Origin of the sequence: Stappia sp. (assembly GCF_048261845.1) — a bacterium.
Taxonomy (GTDB): Bacteria; Pseudomonadota; Alphaproteobacteria; order Rhizobiales; family Stappiaceae; genus Stappia.
The window spans coordinates 1-12,787 of sequence record NZ_JBLXFR010000018.1; the positions used below are offsets into that span (position 1 = coordinate 1).

The window sequence follows — 12,787 nt, forward strand, 5'->3', positions numbered from 1 at the left end:
GCGGACCATCTACAACATTTTCTGCACGCAGCCGGGCGGCGCCGCGCGCAATATGATCCTGCAGTGGCCGCTCCCGCCCGGCGCGGGCGCCCCGGTCCACGAGGCGGGATCGCACGTCAACGGCGGCTACGGCGCCGGCCGGCCTTTCGCCTCGTCCACCGGCGGCCGGTAAATCCCGCCGTTTTCCTCCAGCCACCGGGCGATGGCACGCGGTGTTCCGGCCCGGTAGAACAGCTCCTGGGGGAGCGGAATGCCAAAGGAAGCCTCCAGCTCCAGCGCGATCAGCCCGGACATGAGCGAGTTTCCGCCGATGCCGACGAAATCCGTGTCCATGCCGCATGGCCGCCGAAGCACCTTCGAGATCACCGCCTGGACATGGCGTGCGGCCTCGCCGGGCGGCGTCTCGCCCACCTCCCCGCCTGCCTCATCGCCTGCCTCATGGCCGGAGGCAGCGGCGAACCGCCCGATCGCCAGCGCGGCGAGCGCCCGTCGGTCGACCTTGCCGTTGATGGTGACGGGAAAACTGGCGAGCGCATCAAAGAGCGTCGGGACGACGGCCGGGTGCAGGCGGGCGGCAAGATGCGCGCGCAAATCCGCTTCCCGGTCCGCAGCGCCCTGGTAGAACAGCGCGAGCGTTTCGTGCGGGGCCTCGGGCGGCATCAGCTTGACGACAACGGCGCGCGCGATCCCCGCGCAGCCTTCCGCCAGCCGCTCGACCTCGCCGGCTTCGATGCGAATGCCATTGACCTTCATCTGCCCGTCGATCCGGCCAAGCAGATAGAGCTCGCCGTCGATCACCTCGCCCCGGTCACCCGTCTCATAGGCGCGCCAGCCCGGCGAGGCGGCAGGAAAGGGCGTCACCGTCCCGTCCTTCTTCCGGTAGCCGTTGGTGAGGAAGGGCGAGCGAATGGCGACCTCGCCATCTTTCGCAAGCTCGTAGGCAACCGCCTCGTCGATCGGCCGGCCGACCGGATAGAGCCCGCCGCTGGTCGGGCAGTCGTCGTCGATGCGGCGGCAGAACTTGGCCATCGTCGTCTCGGACGGACCGTAGAGATTGTAGACGCGGCCCGAGAAGCGGCATTTCAAGTCCTCGACCAGGCGTCGCTTCAACGGTTCGCCGGCAAAGAACAGAACGGCGGCGGGCAGCCGCGGCAGGTCGCCTCCGGCCAGCCAGGCGCCCATGATCGAGGGCACCACATGGGCAATGTCGATGCCCTGCCCGACCAGCCAGTGCCAGCCCGAAGCGATGTTGAACCCGGCTCCGCCGTCCGGAATAACCAGCGTCCCTTGCGTGCAGAGCGGCAGAAGCAGATCCCGGTACATGACGTCGAAGGACAGCGGTGTTAGCCAGGAAACGCGGGGCCGATCGATCCATTCGCCGACCAGGTCCGACTGCCAGGCCATGAAGTGATCGATCCCCTCCATCGTTCCCTCGATGGCCTTGGGCTCGCCGGTCGTACCGGACGTGAAGCTGACATAGGCCGGCTGGCGTTCCGCGCGCGCGGCGATGCAGCTTGCCGCGCCGGGTGCCGGAGGCGTGCCCGCCACATCCGCAAGGATGGCGGAGATGGCCTCGCGGTCATGGGCGACATCGCACCAGTCGAGCAGGGCCTGCCGGCGCGCGGGCGGCAATCGCTCGTCGATCGGCACGGCGACGTCGCCCGACGCCATCGCCGCAAGAATGCCGATGCCGGCCTCGATCGACGGCCGCGCGGTGATGCCGACAAGTCCCGGGCGTGAAACGGCCAGACCCTGCCGCCCGGCCCGGCGAAGGCATTCGACAAGCCCGGCATAGGTGAGCCGCCGCGCGCCCTCCTCCATGGCGACGAGGTCGCCATGTGCTCGGGCGGTCTCCTCGATCCGCCGCAGCACGGAAAATCTCATGAAATTTGCCTCACCCTCGCAATCCGGACCTGTCGGCAACGACGGATATTGCGCGGAGGAAGGCACGCTGTTCTGGAGAATGGCCACTTCGACATGCGCTCGCTGTAAAATATACTTACAAAGATCCCCGCTCACCCCAGCAAGAAGAGATCATGTCGGATATCACGACCCATTGAGGGTGTAAAATCCGCGCATGCGTTACCGCTTCATGGAAACGTCTGTCGGGCACTCGGCCGGCATCGGGGCCCGGACTGCTATCCGGGACGGTCGGGGCCGCCGACGCAATCGACTTCCCGGGGAGCCGCAAGCCGCCTGGAGCCGGCCACCTCCACCCGGCTCCTCACGGTGAGGACATCGGCCATGTGCTTGCCGTCGGTGGCGCGGGTGACGCGGCACTTGTGCCGCCACAGGACGGGACTGCGCTCGAAATCCACCACCTCGATCGAGATCGCCTCGCCCGGATCGATATTGGCGAGATAGGTGACACGCCGCCATCTCGTGACGGCATTGCGGGCGAAGTCCTGATCGACATTCCATTCCGCCCGGTCGACGAAGGCCGGAACGTTGGCGAAGTAGAGAAAACCCGCTCCGTTGAAGTCCTGCGAGGGGCAGGGAAAGAACACCTGCGGCCGGCGGCCGGCGGTCTTGACGGCCCCCGTGTCCCAGATGGTTCCTTCGGTGGACGGCCTGATCAGGGCCGACCTGTGTGCCTGCGAGATCGGCGGCAGGCCCTGGATCTCGACCCGGACCACGGAGCGGTTCGACGACTTGCCGTTACGGTGCACGAAGACGGACACCATCCGGATGGTGCCGATCGCGGCGCCGCCGATGGTCAGGCGATGTTCGCTCTGCACCTGGGTGCGCGAGATCCGCACGAGGTTCGAACGGATGACGAGCGTGTCGTTCTCCTTGGCCAGGTCGAAGCGGGCATCCTCGATCTGCACGGAGCGGAATGCCGCGTAGACGATGTTGCCGGCCGCGTCGTAAAAGTCCGGCAACCCGGATGCGGCCATGCGCGCCAGCTGCATCCAGTGGCGATGCCCCAGTTCCTTCAGGAGCCATGCCTCGGACAGGCCGCTGAACGCGAGATGCGGCATGCCAAGCTGCACGCGGAAGCTGCTGGCCCAGATGCCCGGTCGCTCCCGGCGCGCCTGGCCTGTGCTGTTCTCTGCAAGTGACACGGGACGAACCTCCCCAATCTTACGAAAACGCGCGGCAGGCGCGTTTCTCAGGCCTTACCGCAGCCGGTCGGGCGCAGTGTCTCCGGCCCAAAGGGGGCCCTTGTCACGCCGGACCTTGCGCATCATCGCGTCGAAGAGCTTGGCGGCGAAGGCATCGCCGGCAATGAGCTCCTCCGCGACCTGCGAACAGCGCTCGCGCACCTCGACCTCGAGACCGGTGTTGCCCCCCGGCAGCATGCCGGCCTGGCACTGGATCTCGGCCGCGCGCTGAGCGGTGTAGAGCAGCCAGAAGGTGCGCGGCACGTCGCGCTCGCCCACGGCGATGCCGTGGTTGCGCAGCACGAGGACATTCTTGTCCCCCAGGCTGGCGATCATTCGCGGCCGCTCGTCGGCAAAGACCGTCACGCCCTCGAAGGCGTGGTAGCCGACCCGGCCGTAGAGCTGGGCCCCGTAAAAGTCGTCATAGGTGAAGCCGTCTTCCTTGAGGGCAATCGCGGAGATCGGCGTCGTATGCGTGTGGGCAATGCAGTGAATGTCGTCGCGCGCCTCGTGGATCGCGCCGTGCAGGGCAAAGCCGGTGCGGTTGGGCGGATGGTCCGACGTCCCGACGAGATTGCCCTCCACGTCGATCTTGACGAGGTTGTCCGGCGTCACTTCCTCGTAGTGAAGGCCGAAGGGGTTGACCAGGTAGTGCCCCTCTGGGCCGGGAACCCGCAGGGATATGTGATTGAAGATCATCTCCGTCCAGCCGAGATAGGCGACGAGATGGTAGAACTCGGCGAGTTGAACACGCAGCAAGGCCTCCTCCTGGTGCTCGTCTGCGTCCGAGTGGCCGGTGTTCTGGTTCGATACTGTCTTCAGCATGGTCTTCTTCCGATAGGATGGGGCAACGGGACCGGGGAGAGCCGCGCGGGCGAAGCCCTCCCGGAGCCGCGAAATGCCTAGTGGGCGTGCTGGATGAGCGCGGTCAGCACGCTCCTGTCGCCGGCGAACTTGCGACGGCCGTGGGCCACCAGGATGTTGTCGAGGATCAGCACATCGCCGGCCTGCCACTTGACCGGCCGGGCATTGGCGGTGAGCACGTCATAGATGTGCAGCACGTCCGCCTCCTCGATTTCCGTGCCGTCGCCGTAACGCATGTGGTCGAGCAGCTGCGGCGCCTCCTCAAGCGCCCGGGCCAGCCTGTCCGCCGCTTCGGTACGCCCGTCCTCGCGCGCCCACTTCAATGCGGAGGCGGGCGAGAAGATGTGAACCTGGTTGAACCAGACCTCGTCGCCGGACCTCGGATGCAGGCGGGTGGTGGGACGCACCTCCTGCCAGAGCTGCATGGAGCCGTCGTCCTTCCATTCGAAGCGCCAGCCGGATTTCTCGGCGACCTTTTCCGCCTCGCTCCTGTCCTTGGTGGCGAACACCTCGTGCCAGGTCTTGGGCACGCCGGGACGGGCATCGACCCGGTCCGGCAGCGGCAGGTTGCGACAGAGCTGGACGCCGCCATGCTCTTCGAAACGGGCCCGAACCGCGGGATCCATGGTCCGCGTGATGGCGCGCATGTCGCCGATGGTCGTCTCGCCGCCCTCCGTCGCGGGGCGCTCGCAGAAGAAGGAAATCCGGTCCGGCGAATTGTCGGTGTAGGACATCTCCTGGTGCAGCGGGATCGAGTAGGTGCCGGGGATCTCCGTCGCCGTCATGATCCGGCCGTTGACCACCTTGCGCGGCGACGTGCCGCCGACATAGTCCATCAGGTCGGGGGCGACGACATCGAGCACCTTCTGGTAATCGGCGGCGGAGCGGACGCAGTCGAAGCCGCGCAGCAGCACGCCGCCATGCTCGTCGAGCTGGGCCGACAGGCGGTCCTTGCTGTCCGCGAGATAGCCGGTGAGGCCGTCAAGGTCGAAACCGCGCCCGCCGGCGGGCGACCAGACGACGATCGGCATGTCGGAACCGAGCGGATTTTCGGTGTGATACATGATGCAACCTCCCAAGCGGTTTGTTGTTACCGTTTGACCTGAACGATCGTGGCAAGCGCGGTCGCCACGAGTTTTCGCCGTTCGGACGCGATGGCATAAAGATCGGCGCGGCAGACCACCTGGCGCCCTCCGGCATGGACGATCGAGCCGCACCCGACGAGGGTCTGGCCGACGGCGGGCGCCACCAGGTTCAGCTTGTATTCCGACGTCACGACATCCCCGGCGACCGAGGCCCCCGCCCAGGCGCAGGCGCTGTCGGCAAGGAAGCCGATGATGGCGCCATGCCCGAAGCCGTGATGCTGCGTCAGCTCGCGCCGCATCGGGATGCTGATCTCGACCTCGCCGCGCCGGTAGATGTCGAGGCGCGCGCCCACCCAGACCGCGAACGGCGTCTTTGCGATGATCGCCTCGATCTCCTCATGGGAGAGTGCCGGCGCCTGGTCGTCGGACATGATCTGTTCCGCCTCGTCGGTTCGGGTTTGAAACGCGGGCAGCGGCCCTTTCGGCGCCGCCCGCCAGGGTCAGTCGCTGCCGGCGGCCGTCGCCGTGGCCGGCGAACGCCTTGCCAGGATCGACAGCGTCTCCTCCAGGTAGCGGGTTCTCGTCTCGGCGCGGCGGATCTTGCCGCTCGACGTCTTGGGGATGGACCCCGGATCGAGCAGGACGATCTTGTGCACCGTGACGTCGGCCTCCTTCAGGATCTCCTGGCGGATCGCCTTGGTCGCCGCATCGATGTCGATCGCCTGCCGGTTGCCCATCATCACTTCCTGGGCAAGGACCAGCGTCTGGATGCCGGTCTCCGGGTCCTCGACCGCGAACGCGGCGCCGGAGTTCTTCTTCAGTCCCGGCCAGGCCCGCTCCGCCATGTATTCGATGTCCTGCGGATAGACATTGTGGCCGCGGACGATGATCAGGTCCTTGTGCCGTCCGGTGACGTAGAGCTCGTTTTCAAGAATGAAGCCGAGATCGCCGGTCCTGAGAAAACGCTGGTCCGGTTCGCCGGCGATTTTTGCGTGAAATGTGTCCTTCGAGGCCTGCGCATGCCCCCAATAGCCTTCGGGAATATGCGGCCCGGCAACCCAGATCTCGCCGACCTCGCCATCGGGCAGTGCCACCGACGTCTCGGGGTCGACGATGCGCAGCGTTTCGTCGCGCAGGGCGCGGCCGCAACCGACCGCGAGGGTCTCGTCCTTCTCGTCGACCGGCAGGCTCGCGCTTCCCTTGGCGAGGCCGCTGCGGCTCACGGAGCGGACAATCGGCTCCTCCTGGCGGCTGCCGCCGGTGATCAGCAGCGTCGCCTCCGCCATCCCGAAGCAGGGGTAGAAGGTGCGCGGCCGGAAGCCGATCGGCTCGAAGGTCTTCGTGAACCGTTCCAGCGTGCCGGCACGCACCGGTTCGGCGCTGTTGAAGGCGAGCTTCCAGGACGACAGGTCGTAGCCGGCCTCCAGGATCTGGTCGCGCCGCTCGATGCACAGGTCATAGGCGTAGTTCGGTCCGCCGCTGACGACGGCGCGGTAGTCGCTGATCGCCTTGGGCCACAGCCACGGCCGGTGGGCAAACAGGTTCGGCGACATCAGGATGCAGAAGGAGCCGAGATAGAACGGTTCCAGCACGTTCGCGATCAGCCCCATGTCGTGATAGAGCGGCGCCCAGCCGACATAGGTCGGCGTGTCGTCATTGCCGAAGGCTTCGGCCATCATCTCCAGGTTGGCCGCCAGGTTGGCATGGCTGACCATGACGCCCCTTGGAACCGAGGTCGATCCCGACGTGTACTGGATGAACGCGAGCTCCTGCGGCGATGCCTCGTGGGCGTCGGCCGTCGGCGCCGGGGAGGCATCGTCGAGGTCGACCGCGATATAGGTCGCGTCCCGGTAGCTCGGCAGCGGGCTGAGCTGGGCATGGACAAGCTCGGCCTGCTCGACATTGCTGAGGACAACGGATGCCGCACAGTTTTCGGCGATGGCATGGACGGTGTTGCGCAGCCGCTGTCCCTTCAGCGGCACCATCGGCACCGGAACCACGCCGGCGAAGTGGCAGGCGAAGAACGCCACCACGAAGGCGAGACCCGAGGGGAACATCAGGATGACCCGGTCGCCGGGCTTCGAATGCTGGCGAAGGCGCTGACCGTAGACCCGTGCAAGGCGCAGCAGTTCGGCGTAGGTCAGGGCCTCCTGCTCGACATTGTCCGGACCAAGATAAAGAAACGCCCGCTCATTGGGCCGCGCGGCCGCAAATCCGTCCAGAAGGCCCCACAGGGTCGGTACGGCCGGGGCGCTCAACTCGTGTCTCTTGTCCAGCATGGTGTCCCTCCGGAAAGGCTGTTTACGCGGGCACGGCCGCAGGTTCGAATTCGGCCCAGCGGGCCAGTGTCTCGACGAGAATTTCCTGCAGTTGCGCCGTTCCCGTCGCATCGAAGAAATGCGCGCCCGACAGTTCCGCGCAGACGAACTCACCTGTTGTCTGGGTCGACCAGGCGGCAAGCTCGTCATGCGAGAGGATCGGGTCGTCAAATCCCTTGACCGCCAGGATCGGGCAGGAAAACGGTTGTTGCCCGGCATAGCGGTAGATGTCCGAGAGCATCAGGTCGGCCCGGATGACCGGGAGCATCTGGCGCAGCCAGTCATCCTTGCCGCGCATATGCGCGGGAACGCCGCCGAGACGGTGCAGTGCGGCGACGAGATCCTCGTCGGGCAGGCTGAAAAGCTCGCCATGGGTGAGCTGGCATTGCGGCGCACGCCGGCTGGCAACGACAAGCCCGACGGGCATCTGCTCACCGAGCAGGCGCAGGAACCGGGCCAGTTCGAAGGCGATCAGCGCACCGAGACTGTGGCCGTAGAAGACATAGGGCCTTTGCGTTCCGGTGCGCTCGCGCAGGAAACGGCGCGCCAGGTCCGGGATCAATCCCCCCGCCCATTTCGGCAGAAGGTCGCTCGTTTCCGCCGTTCGCCCCGGGAGCTGCACCCGGTGGAGGGCAACGGCATCGGGAAAGCGGTTCTGCCAGGCGGCGAAGGAATGACGACTGCCGCCCGCGTGATGAAAGGCGTAAAGGTCGAGCGCGCACTCCCTCCGCTCGCTCGCGAATATGTCGGTGCACGCCCTCACGCCATCCCCCGTCTTGCCGCGAAGCGCAGGTCGAGCCGCGCCGGACCGCGCAGGATGAGGCTGTTGGCCTGCCAGGTGCGCTGCGGCTCGACGCGCTCGAACGCCTCGTAGCCGTCCAGAAGTACCTTGAGGAAGGTCGCGCTCTGCACGCGTCCCAGAAGCGCGCCGAGACAGGAATGCATGCCGAAGCCGAAGCCGACATGAGCCGGTCCCGACCGCTGCAGGCGCAGCGCGTCCGCATCCTCGAAAACGGTTTCGTCCCGGTTGGCAGCGCCAAGACACAGCAGGATCTGCTCGCCCGCCCGGATGTCGATGCCGCCGACGTTGCAGTCCTCGACGGCGAGCCGCTTGGTGAACTGCAGCGGCGTCTCGTGCCGCGTCACCTCCTCGATGGCCGCCCGGATCGCGGCGTCATCTCCGGCGAGCGCCGCGAACTGGCCGGGCTCGTTCAGGAGGGCGTCCGTGATGTTGCCGATCAGGCATTGCGTCGTTTCCGTGCCGGCGACGAAGGACATCACGCAGGCAAAGGCGATTTCCTCGTCCGACAGGCCCTGGCCGTCGAAGCGGGCCTCGTGGAGCCGGGCCACCAGCGTATCCTTGCCGGACTTGCGCAGGCGCGCTGCATGCTCACCGAAATAGCCCGTCAGCTCCTGCATGCTGCGTGCGGCGGTCTCGAAGCTTGCCCGGTTCATCATGCCGGGATCGAGAAGGTATCGCACCGCGTGCACCTTCTCGGCGATGCCGGGGCGGGCCTCCTCCTCCACCGCCATCCAGTCGCACAGGATGTGGATCGGCAGCGGCTCGGCAATGTCGCCGATGATCTCGCAGGCGCCGTTGCGGGCATGCCCGGCCAGCAGCCGCTCGATCCGGTCCGTCATCACCGGCAGGAGGGCGTTGACCGCCTCGTTCGAATAGGCCTGGTTGACCAGCCGGCGCAGCCGCATGTGGTCCGGATTGTCGGTGAAGACGATGGACGCGAGCAGGAAGCGCAGCATCTGGCCGTATTCGGTGAAGCGAAGCCGCGAGGCCTGCTTGACCACGGTATCGGGTATCAGGCTGACGCTGAATTTCCGGCTGCGGAGGACGGCAAGCACGTCCTCGTAGCGGGACAGGATCAGCGTGCCTTTCGTCCGCAGGACCGGCGCCTCCGCGCGCAGTCTTGCATAGACAGGATAGGGATCCTCCCGGAAGGCGGGATCGAGCGGGTTGAACACGATGTCCGCAGCGGCGCGTCCCGCAGCGGCCGGGTTCGGAACCTTGCTCTGGGTTGGGGCCGTGAGGGTCATTGCACTGTTCCCTGATCCTGGTCACGCAAGGGGAGAGCGACCGGCGACGCGGGACCCGCGCCGCCGCCGTGTTGTCATGCCGCGATGAGAAGCGGTGAGGCCTGCCGGCCTAGATCTTCGCCAGGACGGACACGCCGCGGTCCGTGGGACGAAGCGACATGCGAAGCAGGCCGATCTTGCCGGTGTAGAAACCGATCGAGGTCTGTTTCAGGTACCGCTCGTAGCGCTCCGTCACCTCCTCGCCGACAAGCCGGACCGCATCGTCCCGCCGGCGGCGCAGGTTGCGCGCCCAGGCGTCATAGGTGCGCGCATAGTGGAGGCGGTGATTGACCAGGTAGGTCATCTCCATCACGCCGTCGATCGCCGCGGCGATCTCCTCCAGCCGGGGAAGGTCGGCGGCCGGGAAGATTTCCTCGTTGATGAACTCGCTCGCCTCCTCGTTGCGCATCGTGCCGTAGACAAAGGTCTGGAGCGAAAGCCGCCCGCCCGGCGTCAGCCATCCCGAACAGGTGGAGAAGAAATCCCGATAGGTGGAGATCTTCACCTCCCGGCTGTCCTCGGGCTTGGCGAAATGCTCGAAGGCGCCGACGGAAATGATGCTGTCATAAGGCTGGTCCGGCTTGTGCTGGGTCCAGCTCTCGAGGCGCACCTCGATCTTCGGGATCGCGAAGCTCCGGACCTGATCCGCCTGGTCCTCGCTCAGCGTCAGCCCGACGATGCGCTCGAGTGCGGGAAAGGCACTGGCCTTGCGCACCAGCGCGCCCCAGCCGCAGCCGATGTCGAGAAGCGAGGAGGCTCGCGCGACCCGCGCCTCGGTCAGGTGGTGGTCGATCTTGCGCTGCTGTGCCGCGGCAAGGGTGTCATCCTCGCCTTCCCAGAGAGCGCTGGAATAGGTCAGGCTCTCGTCCAGCCAGAGACTGTAGAATTCCCGGCTGACATCGTAGTGGTACTGGACGGCAGCCATCGAGCCGCCATAGTCCTGCTGGTCGTTCTTCATGGCGGTACTCATCCTGCGGTTACCTGCTGGCGCTGCGTCTCGAGCGTGACGCCCTCGGCGATCTTGTCGAGCGTCTCCGCCTCGAACAGGATGGCGAGAGGGATCTCGATGCCGAGCCACCCTTCCATGTCCATCGCCAGGGCCGTGGTCAGGGCCGAGTCCAGGCCAAGGGAATCGAGCCCGTCGCTGCCCTTGATCGCGGCATCTTCCATGCCGAGCACATTGGCGATGTAGGACTTCAGCCAGGCGGCAACGGCCGCTTCGTCGATCTGTTCTGCAATCTGGACATGATCCATGGGATCTCCCTCCTCTTTCAGTGCTGGTCGAGAATGTCAGGACGCGCGGATTTCCCGGCGACTGATCTGCTCCCTCGTGGGGACCTTGACGTCCCAGGCCTGTCCGAGGAGAGACAGCATGCAGATGACCCAGTAACCGGGGTCGATGCGGTACCACGCGAGGCCGAACGACGCGGAACCGGGAAAGGCATGGTGATTGTGATGCCAGGATTCCCCGAAGATGAACGGCGCCAGCCAGCTGATATTGGTGCTCTGGTCATCGGTGACGAACCGGCGCCGTCCGATCAGGTGGCAGAGCGAGTTGAGCGAGAAGATCCCCTGCTCGACCACGAACATGCGCACCATGCCGCCCCACAGGAAGCCGGTGACGGCGCCCATCCAGGTCTGCGTGACAAGCGCGCCGATCAGGGTCGGAGCCAGCAGTCCCAGGACAATCCAGGTGTAGTAGTGCCGGTTGACCCAGATGATCACCGGATCCTTCAGGAGATCCGGGGCATAGTGGACGACGTTGGGATAGGGATGCGCGACCATCCAGGTGAAATGCGCGTGCACGAAGCCCTTGAGCTTGCCGACAAGGCCGGAGCCATGAAGGTTCGGCGAATGCAGGTCGCCGTCCTGGTCGCCCAGTTCATGATGCCTGCGATGCATGGCCGTCCAGGAGATCACCCCGCCCTGCCCCGCCATCGAGCCGAAGATGCCGAAGAGGGCGCGCACCACCGACGTGGTCTTGAAACTGCGATGGGTGAACAGGCGGTGATACCCGACGGAAACACCCAGTCCCGTCAGTATCCACATGACCGCGAAGAGCGTGATGTCGACCACCGAGACGGGGTGAAAGAAGAGCAGTACAACCGCGCAGACCGTTCCGATGATCGGCAGCACATCGAAGAGAAAGAAGTGCATCCTCTGCAAGCGGTGCAGATGCGGGCTGTCGAGAACCTTCTGGCGAGGCTGATCCGGAGACTGTATCTCCTGGAACATCTCATGAGCGATCTGGTCGTCCCGGTTCAGCATGTTTCATCCTCCAAAACATAGACGGTGTCTCGTCAACACGTGACGCTCGGGATTTATGTATAAATTCGGAAATTCCCGACAAATCTTATATATTGTCGGAATATTAGAAGTAATTATCTTGTATTATCTAACATGATGAAGGTTTTTTACGAAATTCTTTAAATATATCGTGTGAGTCACTGCCTATATGATGGGCGACCAAATGCATATTCAATTCGACATTTACGTAAATTTATCAAGGTAAGAATTTGTAGTTCGTGCGGCATCGCCGTGAAAAAGGCGTTTCAACGCAACGCTGAAAGGCGAGGCCCTGCGCGGATTGCGCGCCGGCGACAAATATCGACTATCTGGGATTGCGGCGACCTTGCTATAGTGGCGCGCCTGCCTCCCCGTCCCACCCGTCACCGGATCCCTGTCACATGCTGGTCACGCACCATGATTTGGCGAACATGCTGTCCGCCTTCCTCGTCTACGTTGTCGGTGCGGCAAGCCCGGGCCTCGGCAACATGACCATCGCCACCACGGCGGTCCAGCAGGGCCGCCTTCCCGGCTTCGCGGTCACGGCCGGCGTCATGACCGCCGGCCAGACATGGGCCCTGCTTGCGGCAATCGGACTGTCATCCGTGCTTGTCGCCATGCCCGCAGCGATGATGGCGATCGGCGTCGCCGGCGGCCTCTACCTGGTGTGGCTGGCCTGGAAGACGAACAACCGCCGGCCGGCCGGCACGACTGGTGACACGGGCACCGCCGGGCACAGCCTGGCCGGCAATTTCCGGCGCGGCTTCTTCATCCAGATCCTCAACCCGAAGGCCGTCGTCGGCTGGATCCTGATCATCGCCACGGGCGTGCGCGAGGATTCCCCCTGGTACGTGCCGCTGGCGATCGTGCTCGGCTGCCTCGTCCTTGGCGCCGTGATCTTTTCCAGCTACGTGCTGCTGTTCTCTTCAAGGATGCTGACGCGCGAGACGGTGGCCGGTTCATCCGGTTTCAGATACGCCCTCGTCGCCGTCTACTCGCTCTCCGGTGCCTGGCTGATCATCGACAGCCTGCAAAGGTAGGT

Annotated in this window: 12 protein-coding genes; 1 reads left to right on the top strand and 11 read right to left on the bottom strand. The window is 65.3% G+C overall.

What is annotated here, in order from left to right:
• Positions 1-126 precede the first annotated feature (126 nt).
• From ACN0T5_RS09565 to ACN0T5_RS09615, 11 genes are all read right to left on the bottom strand, one after another.
• Positions 127-1,884: a non-ribosomal peptide synthetase gene (locus tag ACN0T5_RS09565; protein ID WP_417768402.1), complete on the bottom strand. Its 1,758-nt coding sequence runs from the start codon at positions 1,882-1,884 to the stop codon at positions 127-129.
• 254 nt (positions 1,885-2,138) lie between these two features.
• Positions 2,139-3,065, bottom strand: coding sequence for a Pnap_2097 family protein (locus ACN0T5_RS09570; protein WP_417768403.1), 927 nt, complete (start codon positions 3,063-3,065; stop codon positions 2,139-2,141).
• 54 nt (positions 3,066-3,119) lie between these two features.
• On the bottom strand, positions 3,120-3,929 hold the full coding sequence (locus ACN0T5_RS09575) for a class II aldolase/adducin family protein (RefSeq protein ID WP_417768404.1): 810 nt from the start codon (positions 3,927-3,929) through the stop codon (positions 3,120-3,122).
• Positions 3,930-4,006: 77 nt separating this feature from the next.
• Entirely contained in the window at positions 4,007-5,032 is a 1,026-nt protein-coding gene (locus ACN0T5_RS09580) for a TauD/TfdA family dioxygenase (protein WP_417768405.1), read from the bottom strand.
• Positions 5,033-5,058: 26 nt separating this feature from the next.
• Positions 5,059-5,484, bottom strand: coding sequence for a PaaI family thioesterase (locus ACN0T5_RS09585; RefSeq protein WP_417768406.1), 426 nt, complete (start codon positions 5,482-5,484; stop codon positions 5,059-5,061).
• Positions 5,485-5,553: 69 nt separating this feature from the next.
• Positions 5,554-7,332 (bottom strand): fatty acyl-AMP ligase, encoded by a 1,779-nt coding sequence (locus ACN0T5_RS09590; protein ID WP_417768407.1) that lies wholly within the window; start codon positions 7,330-7,332, stop codon positions 5,554-5,556.
• A gap of 22 nt (positions 7,333-7,354) precedes the next feature.
• Positions 7,355-8,134: a thioesterase II family protein gene (locus ACN0T5_RS09595; RefSeq protein ID WP_417768408.1), complete on the bottom strand. Its 780-nt coding sequence runs from the start codon at positions 8,132-8,134 to the stop codon at positions 7,355-7,357.
• On the bottom strand, positions 8,131-9,420 hold the full coding sequence (locus ACN0T5_RS09600; protein WP_417768409.1) for a cytochrome P450: 1,290 nt from the start codon (positions 9,418-9,420) through the stop codon (positions 8,131-8,133). Before ACN0T5_RS09600 ends, ACN0T5_RS09595 begins: the two co-directional genes overlap by 4 nt.
• A gap of 109 nt (positions 9,421-9,529) precedes the next feature.
• The gene (locus ACN0T5_RS09605; RefSeq protein WP_417768410.1) at positions 9,530-10,429 is read right to left on the bottom strand and encodes a class I SAM-dependent methyltransferase; all 900 of its coding nucleotides are present in this window, start codon (positions 10,427-10,429) and stop codon (positions 9,530-9,532) included.
• A complete protein-coding gene (locus tag ACN0T5_RS09610) occupies positions 10,426-10,713 on the bottom strand; it encodes an acyl carrier protein (RefSeq protein ID WP_306026864.1) in 288 nt (95 codons plus the stop codon). The genes ACN0T5_RS09605 and ACN0T5_RS09610 overlap by 4 nt, the downstream gene beginning before the upstream one ends.
• A 36-nt stretch (positions 10,714-10,749) precedes the next feature.
• On the bottom strand, positions 10,750-11,727 hold the full coding sequence (locus tag ACN0T5_RS09615; RefSeq protein WP_417768411.1) for an acyl-CoA desaturase: 978 nt from the start codon (positions 11,725-11,727) through the stop codon (positions 10,750-10,752).
• 419 nt (positions 11,728-12,146) lie between these two features.
• On the opposite strand from ACN0T5_RS09615, the gene ACN0T5_RS09620 reads away from it, so the two are divergent.
• A complete protein-coding gene (locus tag ACN0T5_RS09620; protein WP_417768412.1) occupies positions 12,147-12,785 on the top strand; it encodes a LysE family translocator in 639 nt (212 codons plus the stop codon).
• The last annotated feature ends 2 nt before the right edge of the window (positions 12,786-12,787 follow it).

Excerpts from the sequence above, each read along its gene's own strand:
- ACN0T5_RS09565 (WP_417768402.1), bottom strand. The coding sequence starts at position 1,884 with ATGAGATTTTCCGTGCTGCGGCGGATCGAGGAGACCGCCCGAGCACAT.
- ACN0T5_RS09575 (WP_417768404.1), bottom strand. The coding sequence starts at position 3,929 with ATGCTGAAGACAGTATCGAACCAGAACACCGGCCACTCGGACGCAGAC.
- ACN0T5_RS09580 (WP_417768405.1), bottom strand. The coding sequence starts at position 5,032 with ATGTATCACACCGAAAATCCGCTCGGTTCCGACATGCCGATCGTCGTC.
- ACN0T5_RS09585 (WP_417768406.1), bottom strand. The coding sequence starts at position 5,484 with ATGTCCGACGACCAGGCGCCGGCACTCTCCCATGAGGAGATCGAGGCG.
- ACN0T5_RS09590 (WP_417768407.1), bottom strand. The coding sequence starts at position 7,332 with ATGCTGGACAAGAGACACGAGTTGAGCGCCCCGGCCGTACCGACCCTG.
- ACN0T5_RS09600 (WP_417768409.1), bottom strand. The coding sequence starts at position 9,420 with ATGACCCTCACGGCCCCAACCCAGAGCAAGGTTCCGAACCCGGCCGCT.
- ACN0T5_RS09605 (WP_417768410.1), bottom strand. The coding sequence starts at position 10,429 with ATGAGTACCGCCATGAAGAACGACCAGCAGGACTATGGCGGCTCGATG.
- ACN0T5_RS09610 (WP_306026864.1), bottom strand. The coding sequence starts at position 10,713 with ATGGATCATGTCCAGATTGCAGAACAGATCGACGAAGCGGCCGTTGCC.
- ACN0T5_RS09615 (WP_417768411.1), bottom strand. The coding sequence starts at position 11,727 with ATGCTGAACCGGGACGACCAGATCGCTCATGAGATGTTCCAGGAGATA.
- ACN0T5_RS09620 (WP_417768412.1), top strand. The coding sequence starts at position 12,147 with ATGCTGGTCACGCACCATGATTTGGCGAACATGCTGTCCGCCTTCCTC.